Raw genomic sequence first — 24,051 nt, 5'->3', positions numbered from 1 at the left:
GGAGTACTCGGACACGGAACTGGAAGCTCGCAGATGCGGTGTATTTAAACCCGGAACGCCCTGAAATTAGGGGCGCAACGGGCTAACAACTGTAGGAGCAAGGCGACAGGTACCTTGACACGTACCGAAACGCCAAAAATAAGTAAGCAAAAAAAGGCTCGCCCCGAGCGTCCGGCCCCTCGCTTAGGCTCGGCGTTCCTTCGCTCCGGCATTCATCTGGGGGCATCGCCTCCGGTCGGCTTCGCTTCGACCTCCTCTCGATGTGTTCGACTGCGTCGAACGGCGCTGCGCGCCTCCCCCCCAGATGAACGCCTCCACTCAGCCTGCCGAAGGGGCGGGTGGATCAAGATCAAGTGCTGCAGGCGAGCTAACGCTCGGCCTGTTGAGTGGTGAGAAGCGAAAGGCGAACACCGATCCCCTGTGGGAGCGAGCTTGCTCGCGATGACTGACTGTCAGGCACTAACAATCTAAACCTTGTCAGTTTGATCGTTCCCACGCTCCCGCGTGGGAATGCCGCTCGGGACGCTCCGCGTTCCATTTTTTGTGTTGAACGATGTGTAAGAAACGCAGCGTTTTCCCACGTTTTTTTGGGGTTGTCGGGTAGGAAGCAGTGTCTCTAACCTCTGCCCGTCGCCACCCAAAGCGTTCAGCCATTGCTGTGCTTCTGAATTCGCCAGAGCAGCAGGTTTCGGCGCATCGATAACAGCAGGGGGGGAGGAAACAAGTGCGCGCCCCAACGCAGGCATCGCCAAGCGAATCTCACCAGCAATTCTGTCTGCCATCGGCCCGACCACGACCTGCAAACTCCCGCCCTTGCCCGGACGCTGTATCCAGCGTCTCCTCGCCACATGAATCCCCTCGCCACAGAGGTTGAATCGCCTTAAAGGTTTGAGCTAGAGCCATCGCCGTGCGAATGCTGGCTGGATAGGGACATGACGATGCACCATTACCGTGCAATACTCCGCGCCGTTTCATTGGCGAATAATCCTGCGTAAGGCAGGTAATGCCCCTCCGTAAACCGCGCTTTTCCCGAGAGTTCTCGCTGAATGTTGTGGTTTATAGAGTGAAAAACCCTGTAGGAAGCTTTTTATACTGCACGCCCCGCTGATCTTGCAGGTTTTGTCCTACAAGACGGGTTTGCCCACGAAGCAGGCCCGGTTTCAGAAAAGCACTGGCTTACCGGTCAGCGCTTCGACACTCGGTGGTCATATCCAATAACAAGACGAGGTTGTACCCCTATGCCAGGCAATCACCTGCCCAATGGCGAGACCGCTCAAGGCGGCCCGCTCAAACGCGAACTCGGCGAACGGCATATTCGCTTGATGGCACTCGGTGCCTGTATCGGCGTCGGTCTGTTCCTCGGTTCGGCCAAGGCCATCGAGATGGCCGGTCCGGCAATCATGCTGTCCTACATCATCGGTGGTCTGGCGATCCTGGTGATCATGCGTGCCCTCGGCGAGATGGCGGTGCACAACCCGGTCGCCGGCTCCTTCAGCCGGTATGCTCAAGACTATCTCGGCCCATTGGCGGGCTTCCTGACCGGCTGGAACTACTGGTTCCTGTGGCTGGTGACTTGCGTTGCGGAAATCACCGCGGTGGCAGTTTACATGGGCGTCTGGTTCCCCGATGTGCCGCGCTGGATCTGGGCACTCGCCGCGTTGATCAGCATGGGTTCGATCAACCTGATCGCGGTGAAAGCCTTCGGTGAATTCGAGTTCTGGTTCGCCCTGATCAAGATCGTCACCATCATTGCGATGGTGATCGGCGGTATCGGCGTGATCGCGTTCGGCTTCGGCAACGACGGCGTGGCGCTGGGGGTTTCCAATCTCTGGGCGCACGGCGGCTTCATGCCCAACGGCGTGCAAGGCGTGTTGATGTCCCTGCAAATGGTGATGTTCGCCTACCTCGGCGTCGAGATGATCGGCCTGACCGCCGGTGAAGCGAAGAACCCGCAGAAGACCATTCCCAATGCGATCGGCTCGGTGTTCTGGCGGATTCTGCTGTTCTACGTCGGCGCGCTGTTCGTGATTCTGTCGATCTACCCGTGGAACGAAATCGGCACCCAGGGCAGCCCGTTCGTGATGACCTTCGAGCGTCTGGGCATCAAGACCGCCGCTGGCATCATCAACTTCGTGGTGATCACCGCGGCACTGTCGTCCTGCAACGGTGGCATCTTCAGCACCGGGCGCATGCTCTACAGTCTGGCGCAGAACGGTCAGGCCCCGGCCGGCTTCGCCAAGACCTCGAACAACGGCGTGCCGCGTCGCGCCTTGCTGCTGTCGATCGGTGCCTTGTTGCTGGGCGTGCTGCTCAACTACCTGGTGCCTGAGAAAGTGTTCGTCTGGGTGACGGCGATTGCCACCTTCGGTGCGATCTGGACCTGGGTGATGATCCTTCTGGCCCAGCTCAAGTTCCGCCAAGGCCTGAGCGCCAGCGAACGTGCCGGCCTGAAATACAAGATGTGGTTGTACCCGGTCAGCTCGTATCTGGCGCTGGCGTTTTTGGTGCTGGTGGTCGGCCTGATGGCGTACTTCCCGGACACTCGCGTGGCGTTGTATGTGGGCCCGGCGTTCCTGGTCCTGCTGACGGTGTTGTTCTACGTGTTCAAGCTGCAACCGACCAATGTGTCGCAGGGTGCGGTGCGTTCGGCTTCGTAAGACGTAACGCTCGAAATGAAAAAGCCCCGGTCCGTTGGCCGGGGCTTTTGCATTTCAGGCTGTCGCGGTTTGCACTGATCGATTCAGGCGTTTATTGAAATCCAGCCACGCGCCCAGCAACGCCATCACCCCGGCACCCACCAGCGCTGTGAAAACCTGCATGGCAAACGCATCGTCGGTCAGGGCGTTGAGCATGTCCGCCAAAGGCGCCAACAGCACGCCGAGGCAGAAAACTTCCAGTGAGTAGCGCCCCATGCGACAGCATTGCTGTGCCAGCCAGTTTTGCGTCCAGCCGTTGCCGGGCAAGAGTCTGGCGGTGACATAAGCCAGCGCCAGGAAGTGCAGCAGACGGACCGGCGACAGATCAGTCTTGCTGATCGGGTACAGCAGGTTGCTCAGGCTGGCCGGCATCAGGGCATCGTGTATTTCCGGCCAGCGCCAGGAGACAGTAATCACGCCGGTCACCACCACGTATACCGCCGCGCTGACAAACAAGGGCTGGCGCAACAGTGGGCGAGTATCGGGCAACCGTGGCCGCAGCCCGTGAATCGCCGCAAAGCCGCCGAGGATAAACAGCAGTTGCCAGGTGACCGGGTTGAAGTACCACACACCGTCCTTGATTGCCGCAAGGTTCCAGCCAAACCGCGGTGCCAGCAAGTACACCGCCAATGACACCGCTACGACCGCCCACGGCTTGCGCACCAGCAACGGCAGGACCAGTGGCAATCCCGCCAGCAACACGATGTACAGCGGCAGCGGGTCCATCAGGTTCGGCTTGAAGCGCAGCAGTAACTCATCCGTCAACGCTTGCTGGGGGTTGGTGATGAAGTGATGCAGGCCCATTTCCTCCACCAGATCGCGGGTCTCCACATGACTGTTGGCGAAGAACACGATGCCCATCAGCATGGCCAACAGGAAAATATGGACCACGTAGAGCACCCAGGCGCGCCGCAGAATCTTCACGCAGGCGATCAGGTAGCCATCGCGCGCAAGGATTTTGCCGTAGGCCAGAACGGCCGCGTAGCCGGCGAGAAACACGAATATTTCGGCGGCATCGCTGAAACCGACATTGCGCAGGGTGATTTGGCCAAGGGGGTTGTGAGGCACGTGATCCCAAAAAATGAAGATCAGTGCCAGGCCGCGAAAAAAGTCGATTCGGTGATCGCGCTCAAATGTCATGACGGCGGGCTCGTGAACGGGTGTTGAAAATAAGGAGTAGCCGAAGGCGCCAAAGATTGCGCGCCGCATATAGGCGGCGCGCAGGGTGGCGTGATTCGCTGGTAATTGCAAAACCGGGATATTACGGGATGTCTCCTGGCGTGTGGAAAGCCTTAACCGCTGGTCTGAAAGGCGGTCAGACCTGTGATTTCTGACAGTAGACAGGTTCAAAGTTTTATGACGTGAAACAGGAGGGTCACCATGAAGCTTTTGTGGAAAGGATTTTCCAGCTACACGGTGGTCGGGGTCGCCAACACGCTGATCCACTGGCAAATCTTCTTCCTGCTGAGCGTGGGGGCCGGCCTCAGTCAGGCTGTCAGTAACCTGGCTGCCTTCTGCGTTGCTGCCTCGTTTTCCTTCTACATGAACGCGCTGTACACCTTCGATGCCAAGGCGTCAGTCGGCGGTTATCTTCTATTCTTGGGAGCCATGGGGGCGCTGAGTCTGGGCGTCGGCCATGCAGGCGACGTGTGGAAACTTCACGGCCTGCTGACGGTGGCTATCTTTTCGGCATTGAGCCTGGTGCTTGGCTTTCTGTTTTCAAAGTACGTGGTCTTTCGCGAGCGTAACGCATGAAAGTCTCGTTGATCGTTCCGGTATTCAATGAAGAACAGGCGATCAGCCTGTTTTATCAGGCAGTGCGTCGAGAGTTGAGGCTTGACCAGGCAGAGGTCGAGATCGTGTTCATCAACGATGGCAGTTCCGACCGGACGGCTGAGGAGGTCAAGGCCCTGGCGAAAGCCGATGAGCAGGTCTTGCTGATCAACTTCTCGCGCAACTTCGGCAAGGAACCGGCGTTGTTCGCCGGCCTGGAATATGCCACCGGCGATGCAGTGATTCCCATGGACGTGGATTTGCAGGACCCGATCAGCGTCATCCCGCGGTTGATCGACCAATGGCAAAAAGGCGCGGATGTGGTGCTCGCCAAGCGCCGGGATCGCACCGCCGACAGTTACCTGAAACGCCACAGCGCGTCGCTGTTCTACCGTGTGCTGAACCGTATCGCTTACACCCGCATCGAAGAAAACGTCGGGGATTTTCGGCTGATGGATCGCAAGGTAGTCGACGTGATTCGCGCGCTTCCCGAACACCAGTTGTTCATGAAGGGGGTGCTGTCATGGGCCGGGTTCAACACCGTGGTGGTGGAATACGAGCGAGCCGCGCGAGCGGCGGGCACCAGCAAGTTCAATGGCTGGAAGCTCTGGAACCTGGCGCTGGAAGGCGTGACCTCCTTCAGTACGGTGCCGTTGCGTTTATGGACTTACATCGGTGGCGGTATTTCGATCTTCGCGGTGCTCTACGCGGTGTACATGGTGCTGGACAAGATTTTCTTCGGCAACAGCGTCCCCGGTTACCCGTCGTTGATGACGGCCATTCTGTTTCTCGGCGGCGTGCAGCTGATCGGCATCGGCATCCTCGGTGAGTACGTCGGCCGCATCTACATCGAAGCCAAGCATCGGCCGCGCTATGTGGTGAAAGACATCGTTGGCGGCAAAGACCGGCTCGGGATTTAGCATGGGCAGGTTCAGCGACTTTTTCGGCAAGGAACTCGGGCGTCGGCAGGTCTGGCTGTTTTTTCTGTTGGCGACCTTTGTGTATGTGGTGCCGCTGCTCCTCGCGGACTATCCGTATATCGATGACAACTGGCGATCCCTGTCGGCCGCGGCTGGTACGGCTTGGGCGGAGCAGGGGCGATTGTTTACCGAGCTGTTCTACAACCTGCTGACTTTCAGCAATGCCGCGCCGAACATCTTTCCGCTGCCGCTGTTGATCGCGGTGCTGGCCATGGCCGCGGCGTTGACCAGCCTGACGTTTCATTACTACTCGCAACCGACGATTGCCTGCTGCCTGGTGACGCTACCGCTCTGGTACAACCCGTTCTTTCTGCAAAACCTGTCTTATCAATACGACGGGCCCGCCATGGCGTTGAGCGTGGTGGCGGTTATCTATGCGATCACCTTTCGTCATCCCTCGCGCATCGTTCATTGGCTGGTGCCTTCATTCCTGATTGCCCTGGCGCTGGGGCTCTATCAGGTGAGCTTCAATGTGTTTTTGGGCCTGTGTTGCCTGGAACTGCTCAGGACCGCGAACGACAAGCTGGCCTGGCCGCAGTGGTGCGAGTTGATCGGCTGGAAAATATCGCAGGCCATCCTGGGCTGGTTGATTTACAGCGTCAGTGCTTATCCGTTCATGAGTGGAAATCGCACCTTGTTGTTGAACTGGACGGCGCAGCCTCTGCTGCAACTTCAAATCAACATCGCCCGAGTGCTGGAAAAAGTCGTGCTGTTGTTTCACGGCGGATTTGCCTGGGTGTTCGCCGCACTGCTGCTGTGTGCGATTGCCGGCAGTGTCCGGCTGGGGCTGAACGTGCTGGAACGTCAGGACACAGGGCTGAAGAGAATCCTGATCGGCCTGGTGTGTTTACTGACATTGCCGGTCGTGACGCTGCTGGTGTCGGGTGTCGCGCTGTTTTTCCAGGACTTCAATGAAGGCGCCAGGACCCTGATGGGCTTCGCGGTTCTGTTGGTGCTGTTGTTCTATTTGAGCCATCTGGCGCTGGCGCGAATCCACCAGCGGCTGCCGTTGTTGTTGATGGTTCCACTGCTGGCGATGCTTTCGATTTCGTATGCCTATGGGCGCGTGCTGACCGTGCAGAAAGCCTTCGCGTCCAGCGCGCTATTGAGTCTTGAACACGACATCGCGTCGAATCGACAGCTGCTCGAAGCCAAGCGCATTTACATGTCAGTGACCTATTCCGATCACTGGCTGCGGGGGGCGGCGGGCTCGTTCAAGCAGATGCCGGTGCTGCACTATCTGCTGAACATCGACTTCTTCATGCTGGCCGAGAACCTGCCGAAAGTGGGCATCACTAACGTTGTTGCGGAGAAGGAGCGACGTAACGCGACGAGGGTGGGTTATCGGGGTTATCCGCCGGTGCTGGAGAGCCAGTACTACCGGATTTATCTGCTCGGCGATTACGGTTTTATTGTGATGAAAGAGCCAGCGCCGATTAAGGCGCTGCACTGGTGACGGCGGGCGTCAGAACGCATCCATCTTCACGACAATGCAATCCCTGGCCTGGTAAGCGTTGATCTGCGGTACCAGCCGCCGAAAATGCTCAGACTGGCAATGAGCATCCAGCGCCGCCTGATTCGGCCATTGTTCGATGAAGATAAAGTGCCCAGGGTCTTTTTGATCGACGAACAGGTCGTAAGCGATGCAACCGGGCTCCAGTCGAGTCTTCTCGACCAGTTCGGCGTACCACGGGCGAACCGTTTCAATGTGTTCGGGTTTGATGAAATCCCGAGCGATGACTTTCAGCATGCTGTTCTTCCTTGGTGTGAAGCCAACCTCCCGATGAAGTTGGCGTTCAAACGTTGTTTACGCGGCAGCCAACTCATTCGGCTCAAAACTGTCCGCCCGCGCCATCTGCCACATCCGCGAGTAAAACTCGCCATTCACTTCCCCGGTCAGCAACTCCCCCGGTTTCAAGAACACATGCAACTGCGAGAACAGTTTGATTTCGGTCGCCGACATCCGTCGTACCAAGTGCTTGGCCGATAGCTGCGAAGGATGCTCCAACCCGGCAGCGGCGAGCATTTCGGCCAGGGCCTTGAGCGTGTTGCGGTGGAAGTTGAAGACGCGTTGGGCCTTGTCCGGAACCACCAGTGCGCGTTGGCGCAGGGTGTCCTGGGTGGCGACACCGGTCGGGCATTTGTTGGTGTGGCAGCTTTGCGACTGGATGCAGCCGATGGCGAACATGAAGCCGCGCGCCGAGTTGGCCCAGTCGGCGCCGATGGCCAGGACGCTGGCAATGTCGAAGGCGCTGACGATCTTGCCGCTGGCGCCGAGTTTGATTTTGTCTCGCAGGTTCAGGCCGACCAGCGTGTTGTGCACGAACAGCAGGCCTTCGCGCATCGGCACACCGATGTGGTCGGTGAACTCCACGGGCGCGGCGCCGGTGCCGCCTTCCTTGCCATCGACCACGATGAAGTCGGGGAGGATGCCGGTTTCCAGCATGGCCTTGGCGATGCCCATGAATTCCCACGGGTGGCCCAGGCAGAACTTGAAGCCCACCGGTTTGCCGCCGGACAGTTCGCGCAACTGCTGGATGAAGTGCATCAGTTCAATCGGTGTGGAAAACGCGCTGTGTCGCGACGGCGAGATGCAATCTTCGCCCATCAGGATGCCGCGGGTTTCGGCGATTTCCTGGGTGACTTTGTGCTTGGGCAGAATCCCGCCATGACCGGGCTTGGCGCCTTGGCTCATCTTGATTTCGATCATCCGCACTTGGGGTGTCTGCGCTTGTGCGGCGAAGCGTTCCGGGTCGAAGCGCCCGTCAGCGGTGCGACAGCCGAAGTAGCCGCTGCCGAGTTCCCAGGTCAGGTCGCCACCGTTTTCCCGGTGATAGGCGCTGATGCTGCCTTCGCCGGTGTCGTGGGCGAAGTTGCCGAGTTTCGCTCCTTGGTTCAACGCGCGAATGGCGTTGGCGCTGAGGGAGCCGAAGCTCATGGCCGAGATGTTGAACACCGACGCCGAGTACGGCTTGGTGCACTGCGGGCCGCCGACCGTTACCCGGAAACTGCTTGGGTCGCTCAACGGCGCCGGGCGCATGGAGTGGCCGATGAATTCGAAACCCGACTGATACACATCGATCAACGTGCCGAAAGGTTTGTCGGCGCTTTCGTTCTTGGCCCGTGAATAGACCAGCGAACGCTGAGCCCGGGAGAAGGGCAGGGCGTCGCTGTCGGACTCGAGCAGGTACTGGCGGATTTCCGGGCGAATGCCCTCTACCAGATAGCGGATGTTGCCGAGGATCGGGTAATTACGGCGCACGGCGTGAGGGCTTTGCAGCAGATCGAACAGGCCCACGAGGCTGAGAATGCTGGTGACGGCGGTGATTGGCCAGAGCCAGTCGTGTTGCAAAAAGGGCAGGCTGGCGAGGGTGAATATCACACAGACAGCAAAGAAGGCGTAGCGGCTCAGGAGTGACAGGCTCATACGGTTTCCTTGGGTTCGGACTCAATTGTGTTCAGCACGGTGGGTCACCTGGATATACAAATCCCTGTGGGAGCGGCGGTGCGACGATTCGACTTGCTCGCGAAGAGGCCATCACATTCAACATCAATGTTGTCTGGCACACCGCTTTCGCGAGCAAGCCCGCTCCCACATAAAAGCGCCTCAGCGGTGTGTCAGGCATTTTGTGCCTGGAGAAAAATCGAAAACAGCTCTGACTGGGATTTGATCCCCAGTTTGCTGTACATGTGTTTCTTATGGACTTTCACGGTTTCGACAGAGATTTCCAGCTTACGGGCGATTTCCTTACTGGAGCAACCGCTGAGCATCAAGCGCCCGACGTCCAGTTCCCGAGCGGTCAATTGCGCGCCTTTGAGTTGCTGCACCGACGCTTCCAGCTGCACGCGCCAGTCGACTTTCGGTGGTGCTGGCGCGAGGGCCACGACTTCGTTTATTTCGTAGGGCAGGCGCTGGCGCAACAGGCCGAGCACCCAGGGCTGGATCAGCGACAGCAAGGCAATCTGCTGGCCGCTGAAACGTTGCTTGCTGCCCAGTGACAGGCACAGCGTGCGGTCGCCTTCGAGCTGACAATTGAACTGGATTTCATCGGCCACCACATTCAGACGAAAGTAGCGCTGGTAATACTCGGTCAGCTCGAAATGCTCCGGCGCCACTTCCGACAGGCGATAGAGCCCGGTGCGCGACTGCTCGCGACAGGCGATGTAGAACGGATCGAGCAAATACAAACCGCGCAGGTAATCCTGGAACAACTGATCGGGACTGCCGTCCGCGCCGGGGCATTCGGCGAACACTTGCGGGTGCTGATCGGCGCTGAAAAGCAGCGCCACCCAGCTATCGAAGGTCACGTACTGATCCAGCAACCGTACCAGCTGCGTCCAGAAATTGGGCTTGTCCAGGGCGTCGATCAGTTGCCCGACCGAGCGGTGCCACGCGATGTCGTCTAACGAAAGTGTCATGCCTCTACCCCTATCGGGTTACCCCAGCGGCGTGATTCCCCGGCCGGTGGCTTGCTGCGCATACTGGCGCACAGACACCGACCGGGCAATCTTTCTGCCAGCCTGGTTAAGAACAAGGAATACCCATGAAAGTCGAACTCGCCCAGTTGGCGGGCCGTGACAACGACACGGCTTACAACCTCGAACGCGCTCTGAAGGCGATGGCTGCCTGTGCTGCCGATACACAGCTGATCGTGTTTCCCGAAACTCACCTGATGGGCTTTCCGTCCCTCGAGGCGTTGGCCGAAACCGCTGAGCCGCTGGACGGTCCGACCGTCAGCGCGGTGTTGGCCGCGGCCCGTGAACACAACATCGCCGTGGTGATCGGTATGGCCGAGAACGACAACGGCTGCTTCTACAACACCACGCTGCTGATCACCCCCGAAGGTATCGCGCTGAAATATCGCAAGACGCACCTGTGGGCGTCGGATCGCGGTGTGTTCGAGGCCGGCGACCGTTACGCCACGTGTGAGTGGAACGGTGTGCGGGTCGGCCTGCTGATTTGCTACGACATCGAATTCCCGGAAACCGCCCGGGCCCTGGCGCAATTGGGTGCGGAACTGTTGATCGTCACCAACGGCAACATGGACCCTTACGGCCCGACGCACCGCACCGCGATCATGGCCCGCGCACAGGAAAACCAGGCGTTTGCGCTGATGGTCAACCGGGTGGAAGAGGGCGATGGCGGGTTGGTGTTTGCGGGCGGCAGTGCGCTGGTGGATCCGCTGGGGACTTTGTTGTTCGAGGCCGGGCGCGAGGAGGGGCAGTTTGCGGTGGAGCTGGACCTGAATCAGCTGACGGCGGCGCGGCAGGATTATCGGTATCTGGATGATCAGCGGCTGCGGTTGCCGGGGGAGATTGTTGAGCATGCTTGTGGATTGCGGGAGCTGATGATTCCTGCACGTTAACCGTAAACCCGATCGTTCCCACGCGGAGCGTGGGAACGATCATTGCGCCGAACTCGGCTCTGCCATAAATCTAATAAATTCGGAGTAGTCGCACATGGCTCGTTTGCAACGCACCCTGTCATTGGGTTCGGTGGTGCTGTTCGGCATCGCCTACATGACGCCGATCATCGTGCTCGGCACCTTTGGCATCCTCGCTCAATCCACCGCCGGCATGGTCCCGGCCGCTTATCTGGCGGCGCTGGTGGCGATGTTTTTCACTGCGATGAGTTACGGCCGAATGGCCTCGGCGTTTCCCGTCGCTGGCTCGGCCTATAGCTATGTCCGCAAGGCGATCAGCCCGAAACTCGGTTTCATCGCCGGTTGGGCCGTGCTGCTCGACTACCTGTTCCTGCCGATGGCGATCTGGCTGATCGGCGCGGCCTACCTCAACTCCGCATTCCCGGCCGTGCCGCAGTGGATCTGGGTGCTGGCGTTCATCGGCATCACCAGTGCGATCAACATCGTCGGTCTGAAACTGGCCAACGGCATCAACGCATTATTGATGCTGGTGCAGTTCCTGGTGCTGATCGCCTTCGTTGCGCTGTGTGTTCATTACGTCGGTGGCGATGCGAGCACGCCGTTGTGGTCGGTCAAACCGTTCTTCAACGGTGACATGCAGATGCCGCTGATCATGAGCGGTGCAGCCATTGCCTGTTATTCATTCCTCGGGTTTGACGCGGTCAGCACCCTGACCGAAGAAACTCGCGACCCGCGCCGCACCATCCCGCGAGCGATCATGCTGATCACCCTGATCGGCGGGTTGATCTTCGTCGGTGTGTCGTACTTCGTGCAGATCGCGCATCCGTCGTTCCAGTTCGACAGCGTTGACTCGGCGGCCTATGAAATTGCCCGCAACATTGGTGGTGACCTGTTCGTGTCGATCTTCCTGATCGGCCTGATCGTCGGCCAGTTTGCGTCGGGTCTGTCGGCGCAGGCCAGCGGCTCGCGGCTGTTGTTCGCCATGGGCCGTGACGGCGTGCTGCCAAAATCGTTTTTCGGCACCTTGCACGAACGCTTTGGCACGCCGATCAACAGCATCCTGCTGTGTGCCGTGGTCGCTTTGCTGGCGCTGAAACTGGACGTCACCACCTCGACCTCGTTCATCAACTTTGGCGCGTTCCTGGCGTTCAGCCTGGTGAACCTGTCGGTGATCTTTCACTACTGGATCGGCGGTGAGAACAAAGGACTGCGTGAATTCGTGTTGTTCCTGCTGTTCCCGTTTATCGGTCTGGCGGCGGATTTGTGGCTGATGGTCAGCCTCGATCACCTGGCGATCTATCTGGGGCTGAGCTGGCTGGCGATTGGTGTGGTGTACCTGGCGGTGCTGACCGGCGGCTTCCGTCGCCAGCCGCCGGAGATGGATTTCCAGGAAGCCACATAACGTCCGGACCGGCGAAGAACCTTGTGGGAGCGGGCTTGCTCGCGAAGGCGGTGTGTCAGTCACTATCAATGTTGACTGACATGGCCCCTTCGCGAGCAAGCCCGCTCCCACATTTGATTGGTGTTCAACTTGCCAGCTTGGATTGGTGAATCGGCAACTGGACCCGAAACGTGGTCCCCACGCCAACCTCACTGCGCACCATAATATCCCCCCGATGTTTTTTCACGATGCCATAGGACAGGGACAACCCCAGCCCTGTCCCCTGGCCCACCGGTTTGGTGGTGAAGAACGGGTCGAAGATTTTCTGCAGGCTGTCCGGTGCAATGCCGGCGCCGGTGTCTGCGACTTCGATCCACACCGTTTCCGCTTCAAACCCGGTGCGCAAGGTGATGGTGCCGCGCTCCGGGCCGATGGCCTGAGAGGCGTTGACGATCAGGTTCATGATCACCTGATTGATTTGCGAAGGCAGGCATTCGATGTCGGGCAGGACCTGATATTCCTTGAGTACATCGGCCTTGTACTTGAGTTCGTTGGCGACAATGTTCAAGGTCGATTCGATGCCCTGTTGCAGATTGGCCCACTGCCATTCCTGATTGGAGTCCACCCGGGAGAAGTCCTTCAGGTCCTTGACGATTTGCCCGACCCGGTTGATGCCGTCCTTGGATTCCTTGATTAGCAGCGGAATGTCCTCGCGCAGGAACTCCAGCTCGACCCGTTCGCGCAGTTGGTGCAAACGCTCGATGAGCTCGCTGGAGCCGATCGCCTCTTCTGCATCCCGATAGGCGTCGAGCATTTCCTGCAGCTGTTTGAAGTAGCCATCCAGGGTGCCGAGGTTGGAGGAAATGAAGCCGATGGGGTTGTTGATTTCATGAGCAACGCCGGCCGCCAATTGTCCCAATGAGGCGAGTTTCTCCGATTGCACCAACTGACTTTCAAGCTGCTTGCGCTCGTCGATTTCCCGCTGCAACTCAACGCTGGCCTCTGTGAACTGCCGGGTTCGGCGTTCGACCATTTGCCCTAAATGGTCCATCTGCACGCTGGCCCGTTCGGTCATGTCCCATTTGGTCAACAGGGTGTTGGCCATCTGCTGGACTTCAATGTTGTCGAACGGCTTTTTCAGAATCAGCAGTCGATCATGGGCCTGCAATCGATCGAGCAGTTCATCCCAGGAATAGTCCGAATAAGCGGTGCACACCACCACTTGCAGACGCGGGTCGGCCTGCCACAAATGTTCGATGGTCTGCGCACCGTCCCAGCCCTCGGGCATACGCATGTCGACAAAGGCCAGGGCGTAGGGGCGATGTTCCTGCAAGGCTTCGTTCAGTTTGCCCAAGCCTTCCTGGCCGCCATAGGCCGAGTCCAGCTCGAACAGCGCACTGGCTGATTTCACTTCGCTGCCAAACAGCGCAGCTTCCATCTCGTCCAGTTCGACGGTCTGCGCCGGCGTGGGCGTGGGCGTGAGGATCTTGCGGAAATCCACATGAATGGACGGCGTGTCATCGATCAGCAGAATGCGTCGGTTCGAAAGCTCGCTCATGCTTCCTCCGGTACGGTTTTCAGCGGGATCTGCAACGTGAACAGCGCACCCTTGCCCGGTCCGTCGCTATGGGCGGTGAGGTGGCCGTTCATTTCGATGGCGGCCAGTGCGCAGCTGTGCAGGCCGAAGCCATGGCCTTCCTTGCGGGTGGTAAACCCATGGGCAAAGATCCTCGTCATGTTTTCCTCGGCGATGCCTTCGCCGTCGTCCTTGACGCTGACTTGCAGGGTCTTGTCTTCGACGATTTTCACCCCCAGGGTCATTTGCCGCGGGCGGTTGCTGAGGTCGGACATGGCGTATTTGGCGTTGCTGATCAGGTTGATCAGGATCAGCAGCAACCGGTGCTTGTCACCCATGACTCGCGGCACATCGCTGTACTCCTTGACCACCGTGACGTGGTGTCGGGTCAGGGCGCCGGAGTTCATGCGCAGGGCGTCTTCCAGCAATTCGCTGATGTGCAGCGGTTCCATCAGGCTGTTGGCACCCGCGTAGGACTGCTGGGTGGCAACGATGTCTTTGATGTGGTCCACGCTTTTGGTCAACTGGGCCAGTTCGTCGGTCATGCCTTGTTGTTCCAGGGCTATCGCGTCCACCAGTTGATTCAGGTAACCCGGTAGCAACTTGCCTTTTGCGTCCTCGGTCAGAAAGGTGCCGAGGTCGCCTGGATGTTCGTTGATCAGCTGCATGGCCTTGCCCAGGCCCTGCGCTTTACTCGCGCGCAGTTTTCGGGTCACCAGGTCGGCCGAAATGTTCACGCTGTTGAGCACGTTGCCGACGTTGTGCAGCACATTGGTGGCGATCTCGGCCATGCCGGCCTGACGCGCGGTGTCTAGCAGTTCACTCTGGGTATCCCTGAGCTCGCGGGTGCGCTCTTCAACCCGCAGTTCCAGGTCGTTATTGGCGGTTTGCAGGGCTTTGTTGACGCGATTGATCACCGTGAAACTGCGCATCAGGTGAATCGCCAGGTACACCAGCAGCAACACCAGCAGCACCGAAAACAACAGCATGTAGAAGTGATAGCGCTGGTCGATCACATCAGTCCGCTGCTGATCGGTGTTGAGCAGGTTGGTAATATCGTCCAGGCGTTCGGCCACGGGAACGTCTTCGATGTTTTCCAGTAACCGATTGACCATCGGCTGCTCACGCAGGATCAGTGAAATGTGATTGCTCAGAATATCGATCGGGCTGTGGAACGGCTCCGGCAGTCGCAGCTTGTTCACCCCCAGTTTGTTCAGCCCGAGCAGGATGTCGGCGGCCTTGTCGTCGGAGGTGACCTGAGCGAACTCCAGGCTGCTGAGCAGCAAGTCATACGTGTCGGTGGCAATGTTATGAAGTTGCAGTTGGTCCTCATCCACCAACCGGGCCAGCTGTTCATGAATGTCGTCCTCGGCGGTGGGCAGGAACGCCAGCGAGTTGCGCAGCACGGCGTTGTGCGACTTGAACTGCTCCACCAAGCGGGTCTTTTCCTGAATGGCGGTCAGGTAGGCATCATGGCTGGCGCGCCAGGTAGGCGATTCGGTGCGGCCGTGGGTCGACTCCATCGTTTCGAACCGCTCCCACAGATTCGTCATCTCGGTCAGCGGTGCGACCAACGGATCGTAGTTGTGACTGATGGCGACCCTGGCCTTGAGGATTTCGGTTTCCCATTGCGCGTTCAGTTGTTTGATCCGGCCGATCAAGTCCCGGGATTCGGCGTAGGTCGTCGTCTGGTTCGAGCTGGATTTGAGGTACAGGAACAGCAGCAGCGAAGCCAGCATCACGGCCACGACGCTGAGCAACGCCAGGTTGCGGCGGTTAGATGTTTTCATAAGGGCTTGCCTCCCCATTCGCCGGTCAGGGTCTTGAGGAATTTAATAATCAGGGTTTTGTCCTCGGCGGAAGGAACACGCCCGAGCTGGAACTTGAACATCACGTCCACCGCGTCTTCGAGAGTCTTGGCCGAGCCGTCGTGAAAGTACGGTGCTGTCACGGCGACGTTGCGCAGGCTCGGGACCTTGAACACGTTGCGGTCCTCTTCGTCTTTGGTGACCAGATAGCGGCCCAGGTCGGCTTCGGTGGGGTTGCCACGTTTCTGGAAGTAATCGCCCATGACCCCGAACTTCTGGTACATGTTGCCGCCGATGTTTACCCCTTGGTGGCAGGCGATGCAGCCGTACTCCTTGAAGCGTTGGTAACCGTACTTTTCGTCTCTGGTGAGAATGTCGGTATCGCCCATCAGGTATTGGTCGAAACGCGAGTTGGCACTGATCAGCGTGCGTTCATAGGTGGCCAGGGCACTCTGCACATTGTTCATGGTCACGCCGTCCGGGTAGGCGTTGGCGAACGAGGCCTGATAAGCCGGATCGGCTGTCAACACCTCCACCACATGCTCCCAGTTACTGCCCATTTCACTGGGGCTCTGCACCACTCCGTGGACTTGTGTTTCCAGGGTGTCGGCGCGGCCGTTCCAGAATTGCCGGAAATTCAGGCTGGAGTTGAACACGCTGGGGGTGTTGATCGTCACTGGAATACCGTTGAACCCGATGGAAAACGCCTTGTTGTCGGCACCGCCGTTTTCCAGTCGATGACAACTGGCGCAGGACAGTGAGTTGTTGACCGACAAGCGTGTCTCGTTGAACAACTGGCGACCGAGTTCGACCCGCAGCGGATTCTGCTGGGGCACCGCCGGCAGCGGTTTGAGCGGTTCATCCAGCGGCGCGGCGCTGGCGCTCAGGCAGAGCCCGAGCAACGGTGCCAATAGCAGACGGTGAAAGGAAGGCGACATCTGATGATTCCTTGGCTTGGAGCCTGCGCATCGCTCACGTGGCTGCGGATTAAGAGAGCTTCACCGACCCCAGATACCGGACGAAGGCGTCCGGCTCCACGGCTTTGCTGAAGTAGAAACCCTGGCCTTCCTCGCATTGATGGGCCTTGAGGAAATCCAGTTGTTCGAGGGTTTCCACCCCTTCGGCAATGATGGTCAGCTTGAGGCTCCGGCCCAGGCTGATGATGGCGCTGACCAGGGCGGCGTCGTTGCTGTCGCGGCTTAAACCGCGAATGAACGACTGGTCGATTTTCAGCACGTCGATGGGAAAACGCCGCAAGTAGCTCAGGCTGGAATAACCGGTGCCGAAGTCATCGATGGCCAGTCGCACGCCCATGACCTTGAGTCGGGTCAGGGCGTTTACCGTGGTTTCGACGTTCTGCATCAGCACGCCTTCGGTGATTTCCAGCTCCAGCAAGGCCGGCTCCAGACCTGTTTGTTTGAGTGTCTGTTCGATGCCGTCGACAAAGTCTCGCTGACGGAAATCGATGGCCGACATGTTCACCGACATACAGATCTTCGGCAGTCCCGCGGCCTGCCAGGCGCAGGCTTGTCGACACGCCTCGGCCAGCACCCATTTACTCAACGGCACGATCAAACCGCTGTCTTCGGCGACACTGATGAAATCCGTGGGATAGACCAGTCCGTGCCCCGGTTTTTGCCAGCGAATCAGCGCCTCGGCTCCGACCACCTGGCCACTGCCCAGGTCCAGTTTTGGCTGGTAATGCAGGACAAATTCGTTGCGTTCCAGCGCCAGGCGAATGCCGCTCTCGATGCTTTGTTGATCCCGGGCGCGCTGGTTCATCTCGTCGATGAAAAAACTGAAATCGTTCGGGCCGCTTTCCTTGACGTTGCGCATCGCGGTTTCGGCTTTCTTGATCAGCGCGATGGCATCGAAGCCATCGTCCGGGTAAATGCTGATGCCCAGGCTGGCGGTCACGCTCAGGTCATGGCCGGCAATGTGCTGGGGCGCGCGGATGGCGTTCAAGAGTTTTTCGGCGATGCCCTTGGTCTGCTGGGGATGGCGGACGTCGGCGAGGATCACCACGAATTCATCGGAGCCGTAGCGGAACACCGAGTCGGACTCGCGCACCGTCGCCACCAGATTGCGGCCGACCTGTTTAAGCATTTCGTCACCGGCCGGATGACCCAGGGCATTGTTGATGCGCTTGAAGCGATCGAGGCCCAGAAACATCACGGCCAGTTGCTTGTCATGACGCCGGGACAGGGCCAGGGACTGGTTCAACCGGTCACCGAGCAACGTGCTGTTGGGCAGCTCGGTCAGTACATCGTACTGCAACAGGTGCGACACCTTGAGCAGTTCGTGGACCCGCGCCTCGATGGTTTGCTCCAGGTTCAGGACCTTCATTGCCGCGTCCTGCGCCATCTGCCATTTCCAGGTCAGGGCACTGGCCATCTGACGGATTTCCAGGCTGTCGAAGGGTTTTTTCAGCACCAGCAACTGGTCGCCGAACTCCAGCCGTTCCGCCATGTCTTCCCAGGTGTAATCGGAATAGGCCGTGCACAACGCGATTTGCAGGTGAGGATCGGCCTTCCACAGTTGTTCGATGGTTTCCAGACCGTCCCAGCCCGGTGGCATGCGCATGTCGGTGAACGCCATGGCATAGGGGTGACCTTCGGCCCGTGCGCGCGTGACCAGTTCGAGGGCTTCCTGGCCCTGATAGGCCGAGTCGAGCTGGAACGTCAGCCGATCAAGCTGCACGGTGCCGAACAGGGCTTCTTCAGCGCCGGCCAGGGTCTGTTCACATTCAATCTCAGGGCCAAGAATCTTGCGAAAATCCTCATGAATCGAGGGTGTGTCGTCGATGATCAGGATGCGCCGGTTGGTCCGCACGAAAGGCGTTTTCATCCTTTGTCCTCCCTGGCGCGTGGCGGGTTGTGCAGGATCGGACCGATGTCGTGATTCGGGGGCACGATGCTGCCGGCCTTCAGCAGCTCGGCGGCCTGCTGGCTGCTGACCGCTTTGCTGAAGAAGTAACCCTGGGCGTTCATCGGAGAACCGGTGGCCATCAGCGAGCTGCGCTGCTCCTGGGTTTCGACGCCCTCGGCAATGATGCCGATCCCGACTTCACGGGCGAAGTTAATGATGGCGCGCAGGGTGTTGGCGCTGGCCGGATCACGGGCGGCGGTGTCGATGAAGGCCTGAGCGAGTTTCAGGTGATTGACCTGGTAGGTCTTGAGGTAGTCGAACGAGGAATACTCGGTGCCGAAGTCGTCGATGGCGATCTTCACCCCCAGCTCACGCAGGCGCGGCAGCACATCGTTGTGGGTCCATTTGGTCTGGGCCAGCGTCGCTTCGGTGACGTCGAAGCGCAGGTCCCAGGGGCAGAGTTCCCAGCGCGCAGTGGTGCGCAGCACGTCATAGATCAGTTCGGGACCACTCTTGAGTTGGGCCAGGGACAGCTTGATCGCAATCACCGGCGGCGCCATGCCTTCGTCGCGCCATTGGCGCATTTGTTGGCAAGCGCGATCCAGCACCCAGTGGCCGAGTGCGACGATGGTGCCGGTTTTTTCCGCGGCAGGCAGGAACGCCGGGGCTTCCAGTAAACCGCGCTCAGGGTGGTTCCAGCTGACTTGAGCTTCCATACCGAGGATTTTGCCGCTGCTCAGGTCCACTTCCGGCCAGTAATGCAGTTCGAGTTCTTGGTGTTCGATGGCCGCTCTCAAGTCGCTGGCGATGGTCATGCGTTCGACCACCTCCTGATTGATCTCCTCGGAATGGAAGTGGTACTGGTTGCGGCCCTGTTCCTTGGAGCGATACAGCGCCATATCGGCCTGGGTCAGCAGACCGTCGGCGCTGGTGCTTTCCGGGGTGCAGCTGCTGATGCCGATGCTCACCGAGACCCGCACATCATTGCCGGCCAGGGAATAGGGCAGTACCAACGTATCGCGGATCTTGGCGGCCAGGGCTGCGGATTGGGTCGGGTCGCTGACGTCCAGCTGCAAGATCGCGAACTCGTCACCGCCGAGGCGGGCGACCACATCGTTTTCGCGCACACAGGCCTTGATCCGGCTGGAAACCTCTTGCAGCAACAGGTCGCCCACCGGATGGCCGAGGGTATCGTTGATGCGTTTGAAGTGATCAAGGTCCAGGTAAAACATGGCGAACGGTGCCGCCCCCCGACGAGCAGCGGCGAATGCCTGGTGCAACCGCTCGATCAGCGTCGCACGGTTGGCGAGCCCGGTCAGCCCGTCGGTGCGGGCCAGCAGGGCGATTTTTTCCTCGGCCAGTTTGCGTTCGGTGATGTCGATGATGATGCCTTCGACTTCCAGCAAACGGCCTTCTTCGTCGCGCACCGGGATGTAGCGGTTTTCGACCCAGCGCCAGGCACCGTTGCCGGTGCGCATCCGAAACTCGATGGACGCGCCCGCCGCATGACGGTCGAGCACCCGGGCCATGGCGGTGTCGACCTTGGTTTGATCATCGGGATGGATCAGTTCCTGGGCCCAGTTGGCCGAGGCCACGAGGTTCGCTGCGATGTGACCGTACTTGGTGATGTTGTGCGAGATGTACATCAGCGGAAACGACGGCTCGCCCTGCAGCCGGTACAGAATGGTCGGGCTGTTCTGCACAATGATGTTGGCATCGGACAGCTCGCGGGTGCGCTCCTCGACCGCTTGTTCCAGCAGCGACATTTTCAGCGCCGCGTCTTCGGTCATTTGCCACTTGGCCGTCAGTGCACTGGCCATCTGGCGGATTTCGATGGCATCGAAGGGTTTTTTCAGAATCAGCAGGCGATCGCCCAGCTCCAGGCGTTCGTCGATGTCTTCCCAGGAATAGTCGGAATAAGCGGTGCAGAGCGCCACTTGCAGCTTGGGATCGACCTGCCACAGCCGTTCGATGGTTTCCAGCCCGTCCCAGCCCGGCGGCATGCGCATGTCGATGAAGGCCATCGCATAGGGCATGTCGTTGGCCAGCGCCGTCTCGACCTTGTCCAGGGCTTCGAGGCCCTGGAACGCCGAGTCGAGCACGAAGCTTTGCAGTGACAGCGCCGCAGGGGTGCCGAACAGGGCATTTTCGGCGCTGATCAGGCTGTCGTCATCGATTGATGGCGGACTGAGGATCTTGGCGAAGTCCGCATGAATCGAGGCGGTGTCGTCGACGATAAGAATTCGCCGGTTGGTCCGTGCCAGCAGCGTATTTATCGACATACGCCAGTACCGGCAGCAGTTTGATGCGGTGTTCTCATAGGGGGCTTCCTTTCCCTGATCACCTGGCCGAACGTACAGATTATGGATCCGAGTCAGCTGAGCATAGTCGGCTGTCCAGCACTTCGCGCAACTCAATGAGCTGAATCATTTCCGATGGCGGGCTGAATATCATCTAGCCTGTAGGTCAGGCTCCGGCAATAGGGGATGTTTGCTTCGGGGCCTGCCACAACGATGTGCCCGTTTTACTTGAGGTGACGCCATGGAAGAGCAACTCCCCACGACTTTGAACGATAAACCCAAGGTGCTGCTGGTCGATGACGAGGAGTCAATTCTCAACAGCCTGCGTCGCCTGTTACGCGGCCAGCCCTACGAGTTGCTGCTGGCCTCCAGCGGTGCTCAGGCGCTGGAGATCATGGAGCAACAGTCCATCGATCTGGTGATGACCGACGCACGCATGCCCAATATGGATGGCGCCACGCTGCTGGCCCGCATCCATCAGCTTTACCCGACGACCACCCGGATTTTGCTCACCGGCTACGCGGACATGCCGACGATCATCAAAGCCATCAATGAAGGGAAGATTCACCGCTACATCAGCAAACCCTGGAATGACGAGGAAATGCTCCTGACCTTGCGCCAGGCCCTGGCTCATCAATATTCCGAGCGCGAACGCCAGCGCCTGGAGCAGTTGACCCGGTTGCAGAACGACCAATTGAAGTCGCTTAACACCACCCTGGAAAAGCACGTCGCCGCCCGCACTTCAGAACTCCAGCAGACCGCCGACATGCTCGACCTGGCCTACGAAGAGCTCAAGCACAGCTATGTCACCGGCACCGAGGTGTTCTCGCTGCTGGCCAACCTGCGCTTGCCCCCGGCTAAACAGACCAACCGCCAGATCATCGAACTGGTGCGGGTCTACTGCAAACTTCACGACCTGGACGAGGGCACCAGTCGCGACCTGACCATGGCCGCGGCGCTCTACAACATCGGCAAGCTGAGCTGGACCGACAGCATGATGACTGCGCCCGCAGACCTGCTGCATCACAGCGATCGGGAGTGCTATCGCGGTTATCCCAAGCAGAGCGAATCGCTATTGATGACGCTCGATCCGATGAAGGACGCCGCCCGTCTGATTCTTCATCATCAGGAGCGCTGGGACGGCAGCGGCTTCCCCGACCGGCTCAAGGGCGAGGCGATTCCGTTCGGTTCACGGCTGCTGAAACTGGCGGTGGATTTCATCGAGTTGCAGCGCGGGCTGATCCTCGAGCGGCAGATGAACAGCGATGAAGCGCTGGTCTACATCCGCAGCTATGCCGGGCGACTCTACGATCCCGAGCTGGTGGAGGATTTCATCCAGGTCTGTGCCGCGTACTTGAGCGACATCTCGCTGGTCGATCCGTCGATCAAGGTGCTGACCACACGGGAAGTGACGGCGGGCATGATCCTGGCGCGCAACCTCAATGCCGACAACGGCATGCTGCTGCTCAATGCCGGCAAGGTGTTGAATGGGCCGCTGGTGGAGAAGTTGATCGCCTTCGAAGCCATGGAAGGCGCGAAATACAGCATTTTCGTGAAGGTGCCGGAAGAAGTTGCGGTTCTTGAGACGAGTTGAGTGTTTCAGGTTCAGCATTGTCCCCTGTGGGAGCGGGCTTGCTCCGGGCGGCGTTCCGACGAAGACGGTTTTATATTCAGCATGGATGTCGACTGACACACCGCTTTCGCGAGCAAGCCCGCTCCCACATCTACGGGGCTCGGCAGATGCTTTTTCGGCGTGACGAGGCGCCGACTCTCATGTGATCCTTGCGCCTTTTTCCAAGGACAATCCTGATCCATGACGCTGTCATCCGCTTCTTCGCCCCGTCTCATTCGCATCGCCGCCGCCCTGTTGATCGGCCCGGACGGTCGCACGCTGTTGGTCCGCAAGCGCGGCACCGAAGCGTTCATGCAGCCGGGGGGCAAGATCGAAGCGCATGAGCAACCGGTCCACGCGCTGGCCCGTGAACTGGAAGAAGAATTGGGCCTGGTCATCGATCCGGCACACGCCACTTATCTCGGGCAATTCTCGGCACCGGCCGCCAATGAACCGGGTTTTACCGTCCAGGCCGAACTCTTTCAGCTGACCATCGATTCAGACGTATTGCCTGCGGCGGAGATCGAAGAGGTGCGCTGGATCGACCCGACCACCGACGGCAATGTCACGCTGGCGCCATTGACACGGGACCTGATCCTGCCGTTTTATCGAACCTCGTTGACCGCGATCGCTTGATCATCTCTGGACAAAAGGACTGCCCATGATCCCGCTTCAAGACTTGCTGATTTTCGCCGCTGCCGCATTGCTGATGGTGCTGACGCCGGGGCCGAACATGATTTACCTGATCTCCCGTTCGATCTGCCAGGGGCGCAAGGCCGGTGTGACTTCGTTGCTCGGTGTGGTCGCGGGTTTTTTTGTGCACCTGTTCGCGGCCGCTGCCGGTTTGACCGCGGTGTTTCTGGCGGTGCCGATGGCCTACGAAGTGCTGAAGTGGGCCGGTGCGCTGTACCTGGTGTGGTTGGCCTGGCAAGCCGTCAAACCGGGAGCGCGTTCACCGTTCGAAGCGCAGCAGTTGCCGCCGGATTCGTCGCGCAAACTGATCACCATGGGTTTTCTCACCAGTGCGCTGAACCCGAAGATCGCCGTGTTTTACTTGTCGGTGTTTCCGCAGTTCATCACGCCTGAGCATGGCTCGGTGTTCACTCAAAGCATCACGCTGGGTCTGACTCAGATCAGCGTCAGTTTCAGCGTCAATCTACTGATCGCGCTGTTCGCCGCGGGCATCGCCTCCTGGTTCGTCAACAACCCGTCCTGGCTGGCGGTGCAGCGCTATTTCATGGGGTTCGTGCTGTCGGCGCTGGCGGTGCGACTGATGCTGGAACAACGACGGATGGCTTGAACATGTGGATTGAACGGCTTGATGCCAGTCATGCTCTGGATTATCGGGCGCTGATGCTCGAAGCCTATGACCTGCATCCCCAGGCGTTTACCTCCAGCGTGCGCGAACGCGCCGTGATGCCGCTGAGTTGGTGGGAATCACGCCTGAGCAGCAAGCTGGACGTGGTGTTCGGCGCGTTCGAAAACGGTGAGTTGGCGGGCATCGTCGGCCTGGCCTTCGAACCCCGGGAAAAGGCCCGGCACAAGGCGTAATGCTGTTCACTTAAGCATTTGAGTCAAAGCCGGGCTTATCCGAAAATCCGATGCCAGACCTCTGGCATCGGATTTTTTATGTCTGTTCAACAGGACCTGCTCGACCTCGGCGACCTTTTCAA

General features: G+C 59.2%; 18 protein-coding genes and 2 pseudogenes. 10 read left to right on the top strand and 10 right to left on the bottom strand.

Annotated elements, in window-relative coordinates:
- Positions 1–614: 614 nt before the first annotated feature.
- A pseudogene (locus tag CKW16_RS32765) lies at positions 615–830 on the bottom strand (PTS N-acetyl-D-glucosamine transporter); the annotation flags it as partial.
- 408 nt (positions 831–1,238) lie between these two features.
- Between CKW16_RS32765 and CKW16_RS31260 the strand changes: the two are divergent.
- On the top strand, positions 1,239–2,657 hold the full coding sequence (locus CKW16_RS31260) for an amino acid permease (RefSeq protein WP_095133547.1): 1,419 nt from the start codon (positions 1,239–1,241) through the stop codon (positions 2,655–2,657).
- Positions 2,658–2,711: 54 nt separating this feature from the next.
- Here the strand turns inward: CKW16_RS31260 and CKW16_RS31255 are convergent, their stop codons facing one another.
- Positions 2,712–3,836, bottom strand: coding sequence for an OpgC family protein (locus CKW16_RS31255; protein WP_095133545.1), 1,125 nt, complete (start codon positions 3,834–3,836; stop codon positions 2,712–2,714).
- Positions 3,837–4,076: 240 nt separating this feature from the next.
- On the opposite strand from CKW16_RS31255, the gene CKW16_RS31250 reads away from it, so the two are divergent.
- The 3 genes from CKW16_RS31250 to CKW16_RS31240 are packed head-to-tail and all read left to right on the top strand — an operon-like array spanning position 4,077 to position 6,905.
- A complete protein-coding gene (locus CKW16_RS31250) occupies positions 4,077–4,451 on the top strand; it encodes a GtrA family protein (protein WP_095133543.1) in 375 nt (124 codons plus the stop codon).
- Positions 4,448–5,389 (top strand): glycosyltransferase family 2 protein, encoded by a 942-nt coding sequence (locus tag CKW16_RS31245; protein ID WP_095133541.1) that lies wholly within the window; start codon positions 4,448–4,450, stop codon positions 5,387–5,389. The genes CKW16_RS31250 and CKW16_RS31245 overlap by 4 nt, the downstream gene beginning before the upstream one ends.
- Before the next feature lies 1 nt (position 5,390).
- Entirely contained in the window at positions 5,391–6,905 is a 1,515-nt protein-coding gene (locus tag CKW16_RS31240; RefSeq protein ID WP_095133539.1) for a glucosyltransferase domain-containing protein, read from the top strand.
- Between the two features lie 9 nt (positions 6,906–6,914).
- Here CKW16_RS31240 and CKW16_RS31235 read toward each other — a convergent pair whose 3' ends face one another.
- The 3 genes from CKW16_RS31235 to CKW16_RS31225 form a co-directional block, all read right to left on the bottom strand.
- A complete protein-coding gene (locus tag CKW16_RS31235; protein ID WP_095133537.1) occupies positions 6,915–7,199 on the bottom strand; it encodes a putative quinol monooxygenase in 285 nt (94 codons plus the stop codon).
- A 57-nt stretch (positions 7,200–7,256) separates the two neighbouring features.
- Positions 7,257–8,876 (bottom strand): FMN-binding glutamate synthase family protein, encoded by a 1,620-nt coding sequence (locus CKW16_RS31230; protein WP_095133535.1) that lies wholly within the window; start codon positions 8,874–8,876, stop codon positions 7,257–7,259.
- 191 nt (positions 8,877–9,067) lie between these two features.
- Positions 9,068–9,868, bottom strand: coding sequence for a LuxR C-terminal-related transcriptional regulator (locus CKW16_RS31225; protein WP_095133533.1), 801 nt, complete (start codon positions 9,866–9,868; stop codon positions 9,068–9,070).
- A gap of 125 nt (positions 9,869–9,993) precedes the next feature.
- On the opposite strand from CKW16_RS31225, the gene CKW16_RS31220 reads away from it, so the two are divergent.
- A complete protein-coding gene (locus CKW16_RS31220; RefSeq protein WP_095133531.1) occupies positions 9,994–10,815 on the top strand; it encodes a carbon-nitrogen hydrolase family protein in 822 nt (273 codons plus the stop codon).
- A 94-nt stretch (positions 10,816–10,909) separates the two neighbouring features.
- Positions 10,910–12,235 (top strand): APC family permease, encoded by a 1,326-nt coding sequence (locus CKW16_RS31215; protein WP_095133529.1) that lies wholly within the window; start codon positions 10,910–10,912, stop codon positions 12,233–12,235.
- Between the two features lie 124 nt (positions 12,236–12,359).
- Here the strand turns inward: CKW16_RS31215 and CKW16_RS31210 are convergent, their stop codons facing one another.
- The 5 genes from CKW16_RS31210 to CKW16_RS31190 are packed head-to-tail and all read right to left on the bottom strand — an operon-like array spanning position 12,360 to position 20,748.
- Positions 12,360–13,772 (bottom strand): ATP-binding protein, encoded by a 1,413-nt coding sequence (locus CKW16_RS31210; protein ID WP_095133527.1) that lies wholly within the window; start codon positions 13,770–13,772, stop codon positions 12,360–12,362.
- Entirely contained in the window at positions 13,769–15,580 is a 1,812-nt protein-coding gene (locus CKW16_RS31205; protein WP_095133525.1) for a DAHL domain-containing protein, read from the bottom strand. Before CKW16_RS31205 ends, CKW16_RS31210 begins: the two co-directional genes overlap by 4 nt.
- Positions 15,577–16,536 carry a cytochrome-c peroxidase gene (locus tag CKW16_RS31200; protein ID WP_095133523.1) on the bottom strand — a complete coding sequence of 320 codons (960 nt, stop codon included), beginning with the start codon at positions 16,534–16,536 and terminating at the stop codon, positions 15,577–15,579. The genes CKW16_RS31205 and CKW16_RS31200 overlap by 4 nt, the downstream gene beginning before the upstream one ends.
- Positions 16,537–16,585: 49 nt before the next feature.
- Positions 16,586–18,445: a bifunctional diguanylate cyclase/phosphodiesterase gene (locus tag CKW16_RS31195; protein ID WP_095133521.1), complete on the bottom strand. Its 1,860-nt coding sequence runs from the start codon at positions 18,443–18,445 to the stop codon at positions 16,586–16,588.
- Entirely contained in the window at positions 18,442–20,748 is a 2,307-nt protein-coding gene (locus tag CKW16_RS31190) for an EAL domain-containing protein (protein WP_095133519.1), read from the bottom strand. The genes CKW16_RS31195 and CKW16_RS31190 overlap by 4 nt, the downstream gene beginning before the upstream one ends.
- Before the next feature lie 259 nt (positions 20,749–21,007).
- Here CKW16_RS31190 and CKW16_RS31185 point away from each other — a divergent pair, with 259 nt between their 5' ends.
- The 4 genes and pseudogenes from CKW16_RS31185 to CKW16_RS31170 form a co-directional block, all read left to right on the top strand.
- Positions 21,008–22,360, top strand: a complete 1,353-nt coding sequence (locus CKW16_RS31185) for an HD domain-containing phosphohydrolase (RefSeq protein WP_095133516.1) — start codon at positions 21,008–21,010, stop codon at positions 22,358–22,360.
- Between the two features lie 219 nt (positions 22,361–22,579).
- Positions 22,580–23,014, top strand: coding sequence for an NUDIX domain-containing protein (locus CKW16_RS31180; protein WP_095133514.1), 435 nt, complete (start codon positions 22,580–22,582; stop codon positions 23,012–23,014).
- 25 nt (positions 23,015–23,039) lie between these two features.
- Positions 23,040–23,678, top strand: a complete 639-nt coding sequence (locus tag CKW16_RS31175) for a LysE family translocator (protein WP_095133512.1) — start codon at positions 23,040–23,042, stop codon at positions 23,676–23,678.
- Positions 23,679–23,680: 2 nt separating this feature from the next.
- Positions 23,681–23,926, top strand: a pseudogene (locus tag CKW16_RS31170) (GNAT family N-acetyltransferase); the annotation flags it as partial.
- Between the last annotated feature and the right edge of the window lie 125 nt (positions 23,927–24,051).

The sequence above is a fragment of the Pseudomonas sp. Irchel s3h14 genome, assembly GCF_900187425.1.
Taxonomy (GTDB): domain Bacteria; phylum Pseudomonadota; class Gammaproteobacteria; order Pseudomonadales; family Pseudomonadaceae; genus Aquipseudomonas.
This window is presented reverse-complemented; position numbering and strand designations above follow the sequence as displayed.

Excerpts from the sequence above, each read along its gene's own strand:
- CKW16_RS31260 (WP_095133547.1), top strand. The coding sequence starts at position 1,239 with ATGCCAGGCAATCACCTGCCCAATGGCGAGACCGCTCAAGGCGGCCCG.
- CKW16_RS31255 (WP_095133545.1), bottom strand. The coding sequence starts at position 3,836 with ATGACATTTGAGCGCGATCACCGAATCGACTTTTTTCGCGGCCTGGCA.
- CKW16_RS31250 (WP_095133543.1), top strand. The coding sequence starts at position 4,077 with ATGAAGCTTTTGTGGAAAGGATTTTCCAGCTACACGGTGGTCGGGGTC.
- CKW16_RS31245 (WP_095133541.1), top strand. The coding sequence starts at position 4,448 with ATGAAAGTCTCGTTGATCGTTCCGGTATTCAATGAAGAACAGGCGATC.
- CKW16_RS31240 (WP_095133539.1), top strand. The coding sequence starts at position 5,391 with ATGGGCAGGTTCAGCGACTTTTTCGGCAAGGAACTCGGGCGTCGGCAG.
- CKW16_RS31235 (WP_095133537.1), bottom strand. The coding sequence starts at position 7,199 with ATGCTGAAAGTCATCGCTCGGGATTTCATCAAACCCGAACACATTGAA.
- CKW16_RS31230 (WP_095133535.1), bottom strand. The coding sequence starts at position 8,876 with ATGAGCCTGTCACTCCTGAGCCGCTACGCCTTCTTTGCTGTCTGTGTG.
- CKW16_RS31225 (WP_095133533.1), bottom strand. The coding sequence starts at position 9,868 with ATGACACTTTCGTTAGACGACATCGCGTGGCACCGCTCGGTCGGGCAA.
- CKW16_RS31220 (WP_095133531.1), top strand. The coding sequence starts at position 9,994 with ATGAAAGTCGAACTCGCCCAGTTGGCGGGCCGTGACAACGACACGGCT.
- CKW16_RS31215 (WP_095133529.1), top strand. The coding sequence starts at position 10,910 with ATGGCTCGTTTGCAACGCACCCTGTCATTGGGTTCGGTGGTGCTGTTC.
- CKW16_RS31210 (WP_095133527.1), bottom strand. The coding sequence starts at position 13,772 with ATGAGCGAGCTTTCGAACCGACGCATTCTGCTGATCGATGACACGCCG.
- CKW16_RS31205 (WP_095133525.1), bottom strand. The coding sequence starts at position 15,580 with ATGAAAACATCTAACCGCCGCAACCTGGCGTTGCTCAGCGTCGTGGCC.
- CKW16_RS31200 (WP_095133523.1), bottom strand. The coding sequence starts at position 16,536 with ATGTCGCCTTCCTTTCACCGTCTGCTATTGGCACCGTTGCTCGGGCTC.
- CKW16_RS31195 (WP_095133521.1), bottom strand. The coding sequence starts at position 18,445 with ATGAAAACGCCTTTCGTGCGGACCAACCGGCGCATCCTGATCATCGAC.
- CKW16_RS31190 (WP_095133519.1), bottom strand. The coding sequence starts at position 20,748 with ATGTCGATAAATACGCTGCTGGCACGGACCAACCGGCGAATTCTTATC.
- CKW16_RS31185 (WP_095133516.1), top strand. The coding sequence starts at position 21,008 with ATGGAAGAGCAACTCCCCACGACTTTGAACGATAAACCCAAGGTGCTG.
- CKW16_RS31180 (WP_095133514.1), top strand. The coding sequence starts at position 22,580 with ATGACGCTGTCATCCGCTTCTTCGCCCCGTCTCATTCGCATCGCCGCC.
- CKW16_RS31175 (WP_095133512.1), top strand. The coding sequence starts at position 23,040 with ATGATCCCGCTTCAAGACTTGCTGATTTTCGCCGCTGCCGCATTGCTG.